Origin of the sequence: Vibrio sagamiensis NBRC 104589 (assembly GCF_007990935.1) — a bacterium.
GTDB classification, from domain to species: domain Bacteria; phylum Pseudomonadota; class Gammaproteobacteria; order Enterobacterales; family Vibrionaceae; genus Vibrio; species Vibrio sagamiensis.
In genome coordinates, this window is sequence record NZ_BJXJ01000035.1 from 1 (window position 1) to 15990 (window position 15990).

Genomic DNA, 15990 nt, shown 5'->3' on the forward strand with positions numbered 1-15990 from the left:
AAAGTTGGAATACCGCGAACGTAACGAATATGTCGGAGATGTTCCGTGAGGCAAAGGCTTTTGACCAAAGCCTTCAAGGTTGGAATACCTCGAATGTAACGGATATGTCGGGGATATTCAGTGGAGCACGGTCTTTTAATCAAAGCCTTCAAAGTTGGAATACCACGAACGTAACGGATATGTCGGAAATGTTCGAATCAGCATTATCTTTTAACCAAAGTCTTCAAGATTGGAAAACTCAAAATGTTGAAGATATGAGCTATATGTTTCATCAAGCTGAAATATTTAACTCTAGTATTAGAAACTGGAACACCTCAAAAGTCAAAGATATGTCATATATGTTTTTTGGCGCAAAAAATTTTAATAAGAACATCAATACTGAAGGGCAATATTGGGATACTTCGAACGTAACGGATATGTCGGGGATGTTTAAGTCAGCAGGTGCTTTTTCGCAAGATCTTAATTTTTGGAATACTTCTAAAGTTGAGGACATGTCTTTTATGTTTAGTTCAACTGCTGCTTTTAAAGGTAATATTAAATCATGGAATACTTCGAATGTAATGAACATGAGCGGTATGTTTTGGGGCTCGATGACCTTTAACTCTGATCTGAGTGAATGGGACACATCAAAAGTCACCGATATGTCTAAAATGTTCAGTACTGCATTATCTTTTAATTCGGACATCTCTCGATGGAACACATCAAATGTTTTAGATATGTCTTCACTTTTTTCTGTTGCTAGTCAATTTAATCAAAATATTAGCCAATGGGACACTTCAAAAGTCATCAACATGTCAAGGATGTTTAACAAAGCTGTCTTTTTTAATCAGGATCTGACATCTTGGAATGTAGATAGTGTAGTTAACCATACAGATTTCGCTCGTGATACGACTAGATTTGAAAAGTCTAACTACCCCCATTTTAATCACTGATTTCTATTGGTATTCTTTTTAGTTTCATAGTTACAGAGAGCAATGACTTAATGTAGTGTTGTTCTCTTGCTATGAAAAAGAGAGTGCTATTAAGCTTTTAGGACTTCTACAACCTAAATAATTCCTGTTATTTAAATGATTTAGAGGTTTCGATAGGTTGTAGGGGCAGATTTAACCCAATTCATATCATAGTACACACATCTCCCTTGTTTTTCTCCAGTTTACTTTGACACAAGCTTTGCTGAAATAGATATTTTCACGCTATAATCAGCAGCAATTTTTTCAAGTTGGTGTGCCTTTGAACACTTATTGTATTAAAAATCACCAATGAATGATAAAGAACAATGAATTGTACGTTGAGTAGTCGATTTTCATAGGTTTTCAGCGTATAAATGGGGTTTTACTCTGATCGGCAATGAGGCTGACAGAGAGTAGTTAATAATTTTAAGAGATTGGGAATTTCATTATGCGTACCCATTACTGTGGTCACCTGAACAAGTCCCTTGCAGGACAAACTGTAGAACTGTGCGGCTGGGTTAACCGTCGTCGTGATTTAGGCGGTCTTATTTTTATCGATATGCGAGATCGTGAAGGCATCGTTCAGGTAGTTGTTGATCCAGATATGGCAGATGCGTATGAAGTGGCTAACACACTTCGTAATGAGTTCTGTATCAAACTAACGGGTGAAGTACGCGTACGTCCAGAAAGCCAAGTAAACAAAGATATGGCAACAGGTGAAGTTGAGCTACTTGCTAAAAGTCTTGAAATCATCAACCGTTCTGACGTTTTGCCTCTAGACTTCAACCAAAAGAACTCTGAAGAGCAACGTCTGAAGTACCGTTACCTAGATCTACGTCGTCCAGAAATGAGCGACCGCATCAAGCTACGTGCTAAAGCGTCTAGCTTTGTTCGTCGCTTCCTAGATGACAACGGCTTCCTAGACATCGAAACGCCAGTACTAACAAAAGCGACACCAGAAGGCGCTCGTGACTATCTAGTACCTAGCCGTGTTCACAAAGGCAGCTTCTACGCGCTTCCTCAGTCTCCACAGCTATTCAAACAGCTTCTGATGATGTCTGGTTTTGATCGTTACTACCAAATCGTTAAGTGTTTCCGTGATGAAGACTTGCGTGCTGACCGTCAACCAGAATTCACTCAGATCGATATCGAAACGTCTTTCATGACGGCAGACGAAGTTCGTGCTACGACTGAAAAAATGGTGCGTGATATGTGGCAGGAGCTACTCAATGTAGATCTAGGCCAGTTCCCAGTGATGCCGTTTAGTGAAGCGATCCGTCGTTTTGGTAGTGACAAGCCAGATCTACGTAACCCACTTGAACTCGTGGATGTTGCTGACTTAGTAGAAGACGTTGAATTTAAAGTATTCTCTGGACCAGCAAACGACGAGAAAGGTCGTGTTGCCGTTATTCGTGTTCCAGGTGGTGCTGAGCTTACTCGTAAGCAAATCGACGGCTACGCCGAATTTGTCGGTATCTACGGAGCGAAAGGTCTAGCATGGATGAAGGTTAATGACCGTGCAGCTGGCGTAAAAGGTATCCAATCTCCAGTCGCTAAGTTCCTAAACGAAGAGGTGATCAACGGTATTCTTGATCGTACTCAAGCAGAATCTGGTGACATCATTCTATTTGGTGCTGACAAAGCGAGCACAGTTTCTGAAGCATTGGGTGCACTTCGCTTAAAGTTAGGTACTGATCTCAAGTTAACGGATGAATCTGCATGGGCTCCGTTATGGGTAGTTGACTTCCCAATGTTTGAAGAAGACGATGAAGGTAATCTTCACGCGATGCACCACCCATTTACATCGCCTTTAGGTGTGACTGCAGAGGAGCTAAAAGCGAACCCAGCAGCGGCAAACTCTAACGCATACGACATGGTTCTGAACGGCTATGAAGTGGGCGGTGGCTCTGTTCGTATTCACAACGCAGAAATGCAAGCCGCAGTATTCGATATTTTAGGTATCGAAGCAGAAGAGCAGCAACTCAAGTTTGGTTTCCTGCTTGATGCACTGAAATTCGGAACACCTCCACATGCAGGCCTTGCATTCGGTCTAGATCGTCTCGTAATGCTGTTATGTGGTACTGAGAACATCCGTGATGTTATCGCATTCCCTAAAACAACCAACGCGTCTTGTTTGCTAACAGATGCACCAAGTCTTGCAAATCCAGCAGCTTTAGAAGAGCTAGCGATTGCTGTAACGGTTGCGAAAGAGAAAGAAGCTGAATAAAACCTCGGCGATTGAACAAAAACTCCCGCTTTAGCGGGAGTTTTTATTTTAAGTGAGTATATTTTAGAGAGACCCAACGATATCATTGTTACCCAATGATATCTAAGCAATGTGCTTTCTAGGTGTTTTCACTAATCTCGCACCTTTTTTACTGGGTACTGATGGAGACAATGAGGTAAATCAGGAAATGTCATGTCCATAATTTTAGGTATTGACCCAGGCTCTCGCATTACGGGATATGGGGTTATACGTCAACAAGGTCGTCACTTGCATTATCTCGGCAGTGGTTGTATCCGCACCTCAGAAAAGGAACTGCCCGGTCGACTCAAGCAAATCTACGCAGGCGTAACAGAAATCATTACTCAATTTCAGCCTGATGTCTTTGCTATCGAGCAAGTGTTTATGGCTAAAAACGCCGACTCAGCCTTAAAGCTAGGTCAAGCTCGTGGCAGTGCAATTGTCGCTGCAGTGAATGCAGATTTACCCGTTTACGAATACGCTGCCCGTCTCATTAAACAGGCGGTAGTGGGCACTGGCGGTGCTGATAAAGTTCAAGTACAGCACATGGTGCAACATATGTTGAAATTGCCAGCCAAGCCTCAAGCTGATGCGGCAGATGCTCTAGGGGTGGCCATTTGCCATGCTAATACTAATAAAACATTAGTGGCATTGGCAGGTAAAGCGACCAGCGCCAAAAAAGGTCGTTATCGATAGCGCAATACGATAAAAAGAACTGGATGTCTATCCAGTTCTTGATTATTCTGTGACAAATTCACTTAAAAAGAGTATCTAATGTGATCGGACGTCTTCGTGGCATGCTACTGGAAAAACAGCCCCCTGAAGTTTTAATTGAAGTTAATGGTATTGGTTATGAAGTCCAGATGCCGATGAGTTGTTTCTACGAACTGCCTAATATTGGTGAAGAAGCCATTATATATACTCATTTTGTTGTTCGAGAAGACGCTCAATTGCTTTACGGTTTTAATACTGTCAAAGAACGAGCTCTGTTTCGTGAAGTTATTAAAGCTAATGGTGTTGGTCCCAAGCTTGGTTTAGGTATTCTTTCAGGGATGACGGCAAGTCAATTTGTTTCTTGCGTTGAGCGTGAAGATATTTCCACTTTGGTTAAGTTACCAGGTGTTGGTAAGAAAACTGCTGAACGCTTGGTGGTTGAAATGAAAGATCGCCTTAAAGGGTGGGGAGCTGGTGATCTGTTTACTCCGCATACAGATGCCGCACCAGCGGATGCTGCCTATAATACTTCCAACAGCGCAGAAGAGGAGGCGATCAGCGCATTGCTTGCTCTTGGTTACAAACCTACTCAGGCTTCTAAAGTTGTCTCTCAAATTGCCAAAGCGGATATGACCAGTGAGCAACTTATCCGTGAAGCACTAAAATCAATGGTATAAGACTAAGACTAAGAGAAGATTATGATTGAAGCGGATCGTTTAATTGCGCCAGATAACCCATCTTTTCAGGATGAAGATGTCATTGATCGCGCTATACGCCCCAAAAAGTTGGCCGATTATCAAGGGCAGGATCATGTTCGTGAACAAATGGAAATTTTCATCAAAGCGGCTCAGTTAAGAAATGAAGCTCTCGACCATCTACTGATCTTTGGTCCTCCTGGATTAGGTAAAACAACATTAGCAAATATTGTTGCGAATGAAATGGAAGTGAATATTCGTACTACCTCTGGTCCCGTCTTAGAAAAAGCAGGTGATCTTGCGGCGTTATTAACCAATTTAGAAGAAAATGATGTTCTTTTTATCGATGAGATCCATCGTCTAAGTCCAATGGTTGAAGAGGTCCTTTATCCAGCAATGGAAGATTACCAGCTGGATATCATGATTGGAGAAGGGCCAGCTGCACGATCTATTAAGATTGATTTGCCTCCATTTACATTAATCGGTGCAACAACTCGAGCGGGGTCACTGACTTCACCACTGCGTGATCGCTTCGGTATTACTCAGCGTTTGGAGTACTATAAAGTGAGCGACTTGCAGGATATTGTCCAACGTAGCGCGGATTGTCTTGGATTATCTATGGAATCTGAGGGCGCTCTTGAAATTGCACGGCGCGCGCGCGGAACACCTCGTATCGCAAACCGTCTGCTCCGTCGTGTACGTGATTATGCCGAAGTAAAAGGAAATGGTCATATTTGTGCTGAGATTGCAGGTAAGGCACTCGATATGCTTGATGTCGACGCCAAAGGTTTTGACTATATGGACAGAAAGCTGCTGCTGGCCATTATGGAAAAATTTGGTGGTGGGCCTGTTGGTTTGGATAATATGGCGGCCGCAATTGGTGAAGAAAAAGACACAATTGAAGACGTTTTAGAGCCTTACCTAATTCAGCAAGGATACTTACAGCGCACGCCGCGTGGAAGAATTGCTACAGATCGAGCCTACCTTCACTTTGGTTTACAAAAGTAAAAAAATAAAGCTTTTTAGAAGAATAAAATTGCGGACACTTCGTTTTTCTTCCTTAATTTTGCTTTTCATTTTAATAAAAACATAGGGCCTGTTGGCCCTATGTCTTATTTCCTGTTACTGCCAATGAGTTTTTAGCTCATTAGTAGTTTAATTTTTCACCATTTGTGACATGCATCACAAATGCAACTATTGGAAAGATTTTTAACAGGATGGGAAAAATCTATCTATTATTAATCATATTTATAACCCTAAGTGATTAAAATTTTCTATCATTACTCTCTCGTAACATTTTAACCTCATATCTTTTGATCTAAATCAATTTAATGGTGTTTTGAATGGAGATAACACTCGAAAATTGATGTGTATCAAAGCTATTTCGTTACATGATTTTTTTGAAACAAGCTGTTTTTACAAGTAATATCTCTTTTGGCTAGTATTAGCTATTACTTAATAGCCTTGCTTGCCAAAATCTGTGCTAGAAACGAAATTAATTAATTAAATCAATTGCCTTTAATAATATTAATAATTTTTGTGTTTGTGAGTGTTTAAAAAAGTGTCACTTTTCTGACACACAGGAGTTAACATGATTGACGTAGTTGATCTATCGCGGTTGCAATTTGCTTTAACCGCGATGTATCACTTCCTATTTGTACCTTTGACGATTGGTATGGCCTTTCTATTGGCTATCATGGAGTCAATGTACGTAATGACGAACAAGCAAATCTACAAGGACATGACTAAGTTCTGGGGTAAGCTGTTTGGTATAAACTTTGCTCTTGGCGTGGCAACAGGCCTCACCATGGAATTCCAATTCGGTACAAACTGGTCTTACTATTCTCACTATGTCGGTGATATTTTTGGTGCACCGTTAGCGATTGAAGCCTTAGTTGCTTTCTTCTTAGAGTCAACGTTTGTCGGACTGTTCTTTTTCGGTTGGGATCGCTTATCAAAACGGCAGCACTTGGCAGTAACTTGGTTAGTTGCTCTTGGTTCTAACTTCTCAGCATTGTGGATTTTGATCGCCAATGGTTGGATGCAAAACCCAGTAGGGGCAGAGTTTAACTTCGAAACAATGCGTATGGAAATGGTGAGCTTTGCCGATGTGGTTCTTAACCCAGTAGCTCAAGTGAAATTTGTGCATACCGTTGCGTCCGGTTATACCTGTGGTGCGATGTTTATCTTAGGTGTGAGCTCTTATTACCTCCTTAAAGGGCGTGATGTGGCATTTGCTCGTCGTTCATTCGCGATTGCAGCATCATTTGGTATTGCTGCGATTCTTTCCACAATCGTTCTAGGTGACGAATCTGGCTATGAGCTTGGTGAAGTTCAGAAGGTTAAGTTGGCTGCAGTTGAAGCAGAATGGCATACAGAGCCGGCTCCTGCTGCTTTTACTCTGTTTGGGCTTCCAAACCAAGAGAAAAGGGAAACGGAATACGCAGTTAAGATCCCTTATTTGATGGGGATTATCGCTACACGTTCGTTTGATGAGCAAGTTATTGGTCTGCGTGAGTTGCGTGATAGGCATGTAGATAGAATTCGTAGTGGTATGTACGCTTATGAACTACTTGAAAAACTTCGTGCAGGTGACAAGTCTGAAGCAAATGTTGCTGCATTTGATGAAGTAAAAGGCGATTTAGGTTACGGCTTACTTCTTAAGCGCTACACAGATAAGGTTGTTGATGCGACTGAGGAGCAAATCCAAGCAGCAGCTGATGATTCTATCCCGACAGTGTGGCCACTCTTTAGTGCATTCCGTATCATGGTTGGCTGTGGATTCATCATGCTATTCGTATTCGGTGCTGCGTTTGTTCAAACATGCCGTCAAAAAATCGAGCATAAACCGTGGTTGCTAAAAGCGGCACTATTCAGTATTCCATTACCTTGGATTGCAATTGAAGCTGGTTGGTTTGTGGCAGAGTTCGGTCGCCAACCTTGGGCTGTTGGTGAAATTTTGCCAGTTCATGTAGCCGCTTCAGCGTTAACTGCGGGAGAAATCTGGACGTCACTATTTGCAATTTTAGCGCTTTACACTGTCTTCTTAATCGCGGAAGTGTACTTAATGGTTAAGTTTGCTCGTAAAGGGCCTAGCAGTCTTAAAACAGGCAGATACCACTTTGAACAAAATGTGGATACTGTCGAAGACAAAGTTAACCGTCAAGTAGAAGCGTAAGCTTGGAGAAAACACATGTTTGATTACGAAACCTTACGACTTATCTGGTGGGTACTGATAGGTGTCCTACTGATTGGTTTTGCTATAACAGATGGCTTCGATATGGGAGTGGGAGCACTTGTTCCTGTTATCGGTAGAAGTGATAACCAGCGTCGTGTCATGATTAACTCAATTGCACCGCACTGGGATGGTAACCAAGTTTGGTTAATTACAGCTGGTGGCGCACTTTTTGCTGCATGGCCGTTGGTTTACGCAACATCATTCTCAGGTTTTTATCTGGCAATGTTGATTACTCTTGCGGCTTTATGGCTTCGCCCACTTGGCCTAGACTACCGTTCAAAAATCGAGGAGCCTAGATGGCGTAATACATGGGACATTTGTATTTCTATTAGTGGCTTTGTCCCACCAATTATTTTTGGTGTGGCTTTTGGTAACCTTCTGCAAGGTGTACCTTTTGAGCTTAGTGACTTTTTAATGCCTACATACCATGGTTCATTCTTTGGCCTGCTTAATCCATTTGCATTACTATGCGGATTGGTCAGCTTATTTATGATCCTCATGCAAGGTTCATCATGGCTGCAAATGAAAACAACCGGTGATGTTCACAATCGTGCTCGTAGTGTAGCTCAGCTCATGGCAGTTCTAACTGTGATTGCTTTTGTTTTTGCAGGTTTCTTAATTCAAGATATGAAGGGTTATGTTATTGTTGGAAATATCGACCCAAGTGCTGCATCTAACCCCCTAAATAAAGTGGTGGAGCTTACAAAAGGTGCATGGATGAATAACTTTAATACTTATCCATTGATGTGGGCTGCGCCTCTCTTAGGGACAATAATGCCATTATTGACATTCCTAGCTTCTCGATTTGGGAAATGTGGATTTGCCTTTTTGGCTTCAAGTTTGAGTAACGCAGGAATCATCTTAACAGCTGGTTTTGCTATGTTCCCATTCATTATGCCATCAAGCAAAATGCCAAGTCACAGCTTAACAATCTGGGACTCTACGTCTTCAGAGTTAACACTCAATATTATGACTGGTGTTGCTTTCATTATGGTTCCAATCATCTTAATGTATACGTCTTGGACTTATTACAAAATGTTTGGCCGTTTGGATGATAAATTCATCGAAGAAAATAAAAACTCACTTTACTAGAGGCAATAATTTATGTGGTATTTCGCATGGATACTAGGTGTACTTCTTGCTTGTGCGTTTGGCATTATTAATGCACTTTGGTTAGAGCACTCAGAAATGATGGACAAAGACAGTGAGTAAACTCGCTACTAAGATAGCTTGCCTCCATAATCCTATGGATAATCGTCTTTTAAAGACATTATCTTTAGTTCTTGGATTTATGAATGCCGGCTTAGTGCTTTGGAACCCTGAAGCCTATCATCAAGCGATTGGAGGCTTTAATGTCTTCATCGCTCCCGCATTGATTTGGGCTATCTGTTCAAGTGTTATATACGGTATTGGCTTTAAACCGAGAAGTTGGTACTGGCAAGTATTGTTCAGTCCTTACTTCTCAATGGCTATCTTAGCTTATCTAACGATAACTTTTTTTATGTGATGTATAAATTAATACACGCTTGTTAAATTTAAGTTACTTTTATTATAAGAAGCTAGATTTCACTCTAGCTTCTTCGCTTATTGAAAAGCATATGCTTTCATTCAGAGGTTACTTAAACGGCAAACAGTAAAAATTTATCTTACCTTTTATACCCCAATTGATGTTGCTTCAGTTATAGTATCTACTTTAGAGTAAATTTATTTAAGGTACTCAAGTGACAGGCTCCTCATCCCCCTTTTACTGGCCAATAACCGTCTATTATGAAGATACTGATACTGGCGGTGTGGTGTACCATTCCAATTACCTTAAGTTCTTTGAACGAGCTCGTACTGAAATGTTACGAGAAAAAGGTATTTCTCAATTGCAATTGTTGGAACAAAATGTTGGTTTTGTTGTCCGACACATGGACATTGATTTCAAGCTAGGTGCTCGACTCGATGAACACTTAAAAGTATTGTGCCAAGTTACGGACATCAAGCGGGCTTCTTTAAGGTTTTATCAAGAACTCACCAATGATGACGGAGATATTTTGTGCAAGGCAACGGTAATCGTTGCTTGTATTGATAATAAAAAAATGAAACCCATTGCTATTCCAGCATTTATTACTTCGGAGTTAACAAACAGTGACTGCTGATATTTCTATTTTAGACCTTTTTCTTCAGGCTAGCTTACTCGTTAAGTTGGTTATGCTTATTCTGTTGGGTATGTCGATTGCATCATGGGCAATGATTATCCAACGTAGTAAAGTCTTATCTCAAGCAACGAAAGATTCGGAAGCATTTGAGGACAAGTTTTGGTCTGGAACAGACTTATCTCAGATTTATCAAAAATCTAAAACTCGCAAGGATACAATCACCGGAACAGAAGAGATTTTTTATGCTGGCTTTACTGAATTTGCCCGGTTAAGAAATAGCCATGTCAATTCACCTGATTACATCATGGAAGGAACTGGCAGGGCAATGCGTGTTGCAGTTGCAAGAGAGGTCGATGACTTGGAGACCAGTTTACCATTTTTAGCAACAGTAGGTTCTATAAGTCCTTATATTGGCTTATTTGGTACAGTTTGGGGAATTATGCACGCATTCATCGCATTAGGCGAAGTGAAACAAGCAACACTTTCGATGGTTGCCCCTGGTATTGCTGAAGCTCTTATTGCTACTGCGATGGGACTATTCGCTGCGATTCCAGCCGTTATGGCTTACAACCGTCTCAGCAATAAAGTAAGTAAACTAGAACATAGCTACGCAACCTTTTCTGAAGAGTTTCACAGTATTTTACATCGTCAAGCTATGGCGGGTAGAGACGGTTTAGTTAAGGACTAAAGCATGGCAGGTTACCAACCCAAAAAGAGAAAAATGACTGCTGAGATTAACGTTGTACCCTATATTGACGTTATGCTTGTGTTATTGATTATTTTCATGGCAACGGCCCCTTTTGTTACTCAAGGTGTTGATGTTGACCTACCCAAAACCTCGACTGCTAAATCCATGCAAGATCTAGCAGGGGATAGTCAAGGTAGCTTTATTATTATTGAAATTGACCGTGATGGAAACTTAGGCCTTAGTGTCAATAATGAAGAAGTCCAGCGTGGCTTAACGATGCAAGATGTTATTGTTAAAGTAATCGCTGAACGTCAGCTTAATCCTGAAGCACCTGTTGCGGTAGGTGGTGATGCCGCTACACCATACTCAGAGGTTGTTTTGGTATTAGACGAATTGAGTCGAGCTGGCATTCCTAAAGTTGGTCTGATGACCGAGATTAAGGAATAGATGTTATATCCAAATGAAAAATAATAAAAAAAGAACCAAACCTTATGCAATTCCTGTTGGTACATCCTTTGTTTTGCATGCGATTTTGATTGCTGCATTAATTTGGGGAGCTGATACAGCGGTTTCAAAGCCTGAGCTAACTGGAAAGATGGTTCAAGCAGTTGTGATTGATCCCAAATTGGTTCAACAGCAAGCAAAAGACATTCGTCAACAGCGCGAGAGAGCTGCGAAAAAAGAGCAAGCTAGGTTAGATAAACTTAGACGAGATGCAGAAGCATTAGAAAAAAACCGTAAAGCCGAAGAAGAGCAGATTCGTAAGCTAAAAGAACAGCAAGTTAAAGATGCTAAAGCTGCACGTGAGGCTGAAGCTCTGAGAAAGAAAAAAGAACAGGAACGTAAAGCTGAAGAAAAGAGAGCAAAACAAGAGAAGCAACGAGCAGAACAAGCGGAAAAACAACGCCTCGCTAAGGAAGAAGCTTTACGTCAGGCAGAAAAGAAAAAAATAGCGCAGGAAAAAGAAGCTAAAGCCGCAGCAGATAAGGCTCGTCGAGAGCGTGAAGCTGCAGAAAAAGCTGAAAAGCAACGTATTGCAAAAGAAAAAGCAGCACAGGCAGCGGCAGAGAAAGCTCGCAAGGAAAAACAAAGATTAGAAGAAATAGAGCGTGAGCGAAAGGAACAAGAAGCGGCTCTTAACGATATTTTTTCCGGACTAGAAAGTGAAACAGAGCTTAATAATGTTGCTCAAAATCGACATATGGAGTCAGAAATAGGCCGCTTTGCTGCTATTTATACACAAATGATTGAAAAGCGAATTATTAAGGATGATTATCTGTTGGGAAAGTCATGTCGTGTGAATATCAGGCTCATATCTGCAGGGGATGAAATGATGGTCGCAAGTGTGAAAGTTCTAAACGGTGATGCACGAGTTTGTGCCGCTGCTAAAAGTGCCATTGCACAAGTTGGTACTTTTCCAAAATCGAAAGATGATGCCATTAACAATAAGCTGAAAGATATTAATTTAACGGTTGCTCTATAACAAAAAGGGACACAGACGTGATAAAACGCCTTGTATTAGGAATGCTGGTACTGCTCAGCAGTCTCAGTAGTGTTGCGCATGCTGCACTAGAACTAGTCATTACAGATGGTATTGATTCTGCGAGACCCATTGCCATCGTTCCATTCAAATGGGAAGGTTCTCAACCTTTACCAACCGATATATCTGCTGTAATCGCTTCGGATTTGCAGCGCAGTGGAAAATTTGCTCCTGTAGCATTGAATAAAATGCCACAAATGCCTTATAACGTATCGGAAGTTAACTACGATACTTGGACGGGATTAGGTGTCGATGCTTTATTAACTGGCTCGATTGAGCAGAACAGTCAAGGTGCTTATGTCATTAACTACCAATTAATCGATGTGGTGCGTGGTCATTTGGCAGAAGGGAATCAACTAGCCTCAAGTACTGAAAGCAATAGTATTGTTGTTCAAGAGCCGCTTTTATTTAATAAAAAAGCAACCATTGAAGCTCCTCGAATGCGTGAGTATGGTCATCGTATCTCTGATTTAGTCTATGAACAGCTAACTGGAGAACGCGGTGCTTTCATGACTCGTATCGCTTATGTTGTGGTGAGTGATAAAGACACTTTCCCATATCAGTTGAGAGTGGCAGATTATGATGGTTTTAATGAACGTTTAGTTCTTCAGTCAAAGCAGCCTCTGATGTCACCTGCATGGTCACCTGATGGTCAAAAATTAGCTTATGTAAGTTTCCAGAATGGCCAAGCCGAAATATTCATGATGAATATTTATACGGGTGAACAAGAAAAATTAACTTCATATCCTCGCCATAACGGTGCGCCCAAGTTTTCACCAGATGGTAATAAGCTCGCGTTAGTATTATCAAAAACAGGTTCTCTTCAAGTCTACACTCTGGATTTGAATACCCGTCAGCTAACTCAAATTACTAGAGGAAGATCTAATAATACAGAACCATTCTGGCATCCGGATGGACAGTCGTTGATTTTTACCTCTGATAGAGGTGGTAAGCCACAGATTTATCAGGTAAATTTAACAAGTGGTTCTACACAGCGTCTAACTTGGCAAGGCAGCCAAAATTTGGGTGGGCAAATTACGCCTGATGGCCGTTTTCTTGTTATGGTAAATCGAAGTAACACAGGGTTTAACCTTGCAAAGCAAGACTTAGACACAGGTGCACTTCAGGTTTTAACTGAAACATTGCTTGATGAGTCACCAAGTATCGCGCCTAATGGTGGGATGGTGATATACAGCTCTATTTATAACAAGCAAAACGTGCTTTCAATGGTTTCTATCGATGGTCGATTTAAAGCCCGTTTACCTGCGACCAATGGTCGTGTGAGATCACCTGCATGGTCTCCATTTTTGTAATACAAAATCTAAATAATAAAGGAAAAAATAATGCAACTTAATAATCTTCTGAAAGGCCTACTTATCTCTATCCCTGTTATGGCTATGACAGCTTGTAGCTCAAGCGATGATGCATCATCAAATTCAGGTTCAGCGACAAATGGTGGTTCGGATTCAACAGTTGTATCAACACTTGATCGCAACGGTCAATTAAGTGAGCAAGAACTTCAAGAGCAAGCTTTACGTGCTGCTCAAACTATCTACTTTGCGTTTGATAATTCAACCATTGCGCGTGATTATGAGGATATGCTAGCCGCTCATGCTGCTTACTTAAGCCAAAACCCAGCATTAAAAGTAACGATTGAAGGTCATGCTGATGAACGTGGTACACCTGAATACAACATTGCGCTAGGTGAGCGCCGTGCTGAAGCAGTATCTAACTACCTGCAAGCTCTGGGTGTACAAGCTAACCAAATTTCGATTGTTAGCTACGGCGAAGAAAAGCCATTGTTGCTTGGTCAAGCAGAAAATATCTACGCTAAGAACCGTCGTGCGGTTTTAGTATATTAACTTAGAGGAAGACCTCATGTTCAGTAGCTCCATACGTTTTATTACGTTAGCGTTACTGGCAAGTGCGGCGAATAATATTTTCGCCGCACCAGCACCAGTATCCGACCTTACTCGTTCTTCGCCCTATTCCCGTTCGTCCTCTGAATCTGACGTTGAGCGTTTAGAGCGCTTGTTACAAAACCGCAATCGTGTTCAATTGCAAATGCAAATGCAGATTGATCAAATGGCTCAAGAGATTAACGAGCTTCGTGGGCAAGCAGAACGAAATAATTATGAGATACAGCAGATGCTCAAGCGTCAACGAGAGCTATTTGTAGAACTTGACCAAGTTCGTGGAGGCCTCAATTCTGCGTCTGCTCAGGGGGCAAAAAATGTGTTTGGTGTATCTGAAGGGCAGTTTTCACCCAATGCAGATGAGCAAACTACTTATCGAAATGCCGTAGATTTGATTTTGAAAAAGAAAGATTATGCTGGTGCTATCGCTGCGTTCGAACAATTTCAGAAAAATTATCCTAATTCTACCTATACGGCGAATTCTCACTATTGGCTTGGACAACTTTATTTTGCTAAGAAGCAAGATAAAGAAGCTGCGAAAAGGTTTATTTCTGTCATGTCCTATAAAGGTTCGAGTAAACGAGCGGACGCTCTTGTTAAGCTAGGCGATATTGCAGCAAGAAATAATAATACAACTCAAGCCAAAAAATATTACCAGCAAGTTGTTGATGAATATCCAGATAGTGCGTCGGCAAAAATAGCTGTGTCTAAGCTTAAGTAATTAATACAGTAACGATAAATAGTCTCAAGATAATCTTTTCCAATATCTTAAAAGCCCCGGGTATTGGAAAATTATCTCGAGTATTTATTTTAATTTTTGATACATCAGTTTTTATTATTCTTTCTAGTCGAAGAAAATCAAGATCTTTACCGCATTAATGCCCTTCAGTAAAAGTACTTCACCCAGACAGAGAGTTACTGCGGTAGGGACGCCACTGACATTCCGGAGAAAATAACAGGAAAAAGCAACAAAAGCCTCAGAATCATATTTTTAGGAATGGAAGCTGCAGTGAGGCAATTTACTAGATATTCACCAAAAGCTATCCTTAACTCATTAAATATTAGGCACATATCATTCTTTGCTCATCTTTATAAATAATTGATTCATATCGCAAGGTAGTTATGTTTCAAATTGCTTTTTATTAAAACGTCGTAATCTTTGTATGTGACTGAAATATTTAATCGGTTTGAGTAATGCTTCCAATCTCAAGGACAGGCGCCACTTCAATTTCTTCGGCATTCATCATGCTAGATATTCTTTGTACAGAAGAGAGTAAAAGGCTTTGTTCCCAGTCTTCGAGTTGTTGAAATCGCGCGATAAAATGCTCTTGTAGGGGAGTTGGTGCAGATAATAACACTGCTTTTCCCTGTTCTGTGAGGACTGCATGTACCTTACGTTTATCTTCTAAACTGCGTCGACGTTCAACAAACTTATTACGCTCTAAACGATCAAGAATAGTTGTAGCAGTGGCTTGACTCATATTCGTATAATTTGAAAGCTGTTTGATAGTGACATTCTGTAACTCATTAATTGCACGCATGAGGATCACTTGTGGTGCAGTTAAGCCAGACTCTTTATTCAGCTTCTTGGAGTGTAAATCAATTGCGCGAATGATCTGACGAATAGAGACTAGAACTTCTTCGTGTTTATCCAAGTTTCCTCCGAACCTTCCAATTAGGCTGGCTGATGTTGCATTAAATATAGTGGTAAAAGGCGATAATCAAGTTAGTAATGTAAGCTTATATTATCTTGAGTAAATAGTTCAGTTACCTGGGAGAGAGTAACATGTTTTAGGACAGTGTTAAAATGATTGAAATAATGTTTTGTGGTCTAATTATTTATTTTATGTTCATTAACTATTT

The 15990-nt window shown here is 40.8% G+C and carries 17 protein-coding genes; 16 read left to right on the top strand and 1 reads right to left on the bottom strand.

Translation table 11 applies throughout. The features are described from left to right. The 16 genes from VSA01S_RS15165 to ybgF form a co-directional block, all read left to right on the top strand. Window positions 1–932, top strand: a 932-nt coding sequence (locus VSA01S_RS15165; protein WP_147052715.1) for a BspA family leucine-rich repeat surface protein, incomplete at its 5' end; no start/stop codon positions are given. A gap of 466 nt (window positions 933–1398) precedes the next feature. Beyond that, window positions 1399–3177 (top strand): aspartate--tRNA ligase, encoded by a 1779-nt coding sequence (gene aspS, locus VSA01S_RS15170; protein ID WP_039982819.1) that lies wholly within the window; start codon window positions 1399–1401, stop codon window positions 3175–3177. A gap of 192 nt (window positions 3178–3369) precedes the next feature. Then, window positions 3370–3891 (top strand): crossover junction endodeoxyribonuclease RuvC, encoded by a 522-nt coding sequence (gene ruvC / locus VSA01S_RS15175; RefSeq protein WP_021710157.1) that lies wholly within the window; start codon window positions 3370–3372, stop codon window positions 3889–3891. 80 nt (window positions 3892–3971) lie between these two features. Continuing rightward, the gene (ruvA, locus tag VSA01S_RS15180; RefSeq protein ID WP_039982818.1) at window positions 3972–4586 is read left to right on the top strand and encodes a Holliday junction branch migration protein RuvA; all 615 of its coding nucleotides are present in this window, start codon (window positions 3972–3974) and stop codon (window positions 4584–4586) included. 21 nt (window positions 4587–4607) lie between these two features. After that, entirely contained in the window at window positions 4608–5612 is a 1005-nt protein-coding gene (gene ruvB / locus VSA01S_RS15185; RefSeq protein WP_039982816.1) for a Holliday junction branch migration DNA helicase RuvB, read from the top strand. A gap of 583 nt (window positions 5613–6195) precedes the next feature. Beyond that, window positions 6196–7782 (top strand): cytochrome ubiquinol oxidase subunit I, encoded by a 1587-nt coding sequence (cydA, locus tag VSA01S_RS15190; protein ID WP_039982814.1) that lies wholly within the window; start codon window positions 6196–6198, stop codon window positions 7780–7782. 15 nt (window positions 7783–7797) lie between these two features. Further along, complete coding sequence (gene cydB, locus VSA01S_RS15195; RefSeq protein ID WP_039982813.1) at window positions 7798–8934, top strand: cytochrome d ubiquinol oxidase subunit II; 1137 nt, start codon at window positions 7798–7800, stop codon at window positions 8932–8934. A 12-nt stretch (window positions 8935–8946) separates the two neighbouring features. After that, on the top strand, window positions 8947–9054 hold the full coding sequence (cydX, locus tag VSA01S_RS15200; RefSeq protein ID WP_000270284.1) for a cytochrome bd-I oxidase subunit CydX: 108 nt from the start codon (window positions 8947–8949) through the stop codon (window positions 9052–9054). Then, entirely contained in the window at window positions 9047–9349 is a 303-nt protein-coding gene (gene ybgE / locus VSA01S_RS15205; protein ID WP_039982811.1) for a cyd operon protein YbgE, read from the top strand. Before cydX ends, ybgE begins: the two co-directional genes overlap by 8 nt. 214 nt (window positions 9350–9563) lie before the next feature. Continuing rightward, window positions 9564–9983: a tol-pal system-associated acyl-CoA thioesterase gene (gene ybgC, locus VSA01S_RS15210; protein WP_039982810.1), complete on the top strand. Its 420-nt coding sequence runs from the start codon at window positions 9564–9566 to the stop codon at window positions 9981–9983. Continuing rightward, window positions 9973–10671, top strand: coding sequence for a protein TolQ (gene tolQ, locus VSA01S_RS15215; RefSeq protein WP_039982809.1), 699 nt, complete (start codon window positions 9973–9975; stop codon window positions 10669–10671). The genes ybgC and tolQ overlap by 11 nt, the downstream gene beginning before the upstream one ends. A 3-nt stretch (window positions 10672–10674) precedes the next feature. Further along, complete coding sequence (gene tolR / locus VSA01S_RS15220) at window positions 10675–11118, top strand: protein TolR (protein WP_039982807.1); 444 nt, start codon at window positions 10675–10677, stop codon at window positions 11116–11118. A gap of 13 nt (window positions 11119–11131) precedes the next feature. Beyond that, complete coding sequence (gene tolA, locus VSA01S_RS15225; protein ID WP_039982805.1) at window positions 11132–12154, top strand: cell envelope integrity protein TolA; 1023 nt, start codon at window positions 11132–11134, stop codon at window positions 12152–12154. 17 nt (window positions 12155–12171) lie between these two features. Further along, complete coding sequence (gene tolB / locus VSA01S_RS15230) at window positions 12172–13524, top strand: Tol-Pal system beta propeller repeat protein TolB (RefSeq protein ID WP_039982803.1); 1353 nt, start codon at window positions 12172–12174, stop codon at window positions 13522–13524. A gap of 30 nt (window positions 13525–13554) precedes the next feature. Then, a complete protein-coding gene (gene pal / locus VSA01S_RS15235) occupies window positions 13555–14073 on the top strand; it encodes a peptidoglycan-associated lipoprotein Pal (RefSeq protein ID WP_039982801.1) in 519 nt (172 codons plus the stop codon). Window positions 14074–14089: 16 nt separating this feature from the next. Beyond that, window positions 14090–14848 (top strand): tol-pal system protein YbgF, encoded by a 759-nt coding sequence (ybgF, locus tag VSA01S_RS15240; RefSeq protein WP_039982799.1) that lies wholly within the window; start codon window positions 14090–14092, stop codon window positions 14846–14848. A 457-nt stretch (window positions 14849–15305) separates the two neighbouring features. On the opposite strand, the gene VSA01S_RS15245 is transcribed toward ybgF, so the two are convergent. Then, a complete protein-coding gene (locus VSA01S_RS15245; protein ID WP_039982797.1) occupies window positions 15306–15782 on the bottom strand; it encodes a MarR family winged helix-turn-helix transcriptional regulator in 477 nt (158 codons plus the stop codon). Window positions 15783–15990 lie beyond the last annotated feature (208 nt).

What these genes read in the sequence shown, in the direction of transcription:
- aspS (WP_039982819.1), top strand. Translation starts at nt 1,399, where the DNA reads ATGCGTACCCATTACTGTGGTCACCTGAACAAGTCCCTTGCAGGACAA.
- ruvC (WP_021710157.1), top strand. Translation starts at nt 3,370, where the DNA reads ATGTCCATAATTTTAGGTATTGACCCAGGCTCTCGCATTACGGGATAT.
- ruvB (WP_039982816.1), top strand. Translation starts at nt 4,608, where the DNA reads ATGATTGAAGCGGATCGTTTAATTGCGCCAGATAACCCATCTTTTCAG.
- cydA (WP_039982814.1), top strand. Translation starts at nt 6,196, where the DNA reads ATGATTGACGTAGTTGATCTATCGCGGTTGCAATTTGCTTTAACCGCG.
- cydB (WP_039982813.1), top strand. Translation starts at nt 7,798, where the DNA reads ATGTTTGATTACGAAACCTTACGACTTATCTGGTGGGTACTGATAGGT.
- cydX (WP_000270284.1), top strand. Translation starts at nt 8,947, where the DNA reads ATGTGGTATTTCGCATGGATACTAGGTGTACTTCTTGCTTGTGCGTTT.
- tolR (WP_039982807.1), top strand. Translation starts at nt 10,675, where the DNA reads ATGGCAGGTTACCAACCCAAAAAGAGAAAAATGACTGCTGAGATTAAC.
- tolA (WP_039982805.1), top strand. Translation starts at nt 11,132, where the DNA reads ATGAAAAATAATAAAAAAAGAACCAAACCTTATGCAATTCCTGTTGGT.
- pal (WP_039982801.1), top strand. Translation starts at nt 13,555, where the DNA reads ATGCAACTTAATAATCTTCTGAAAGGCCTACTTATCTCTATCCCTGTT.
- ybgF (WP_039982799.1), top strand. Translation starts at nt 14,090, where the DNA reads ATGTTCAGTAGCTCCATACGTTTTATTACGTTAGCGTTACTGGCAAGT.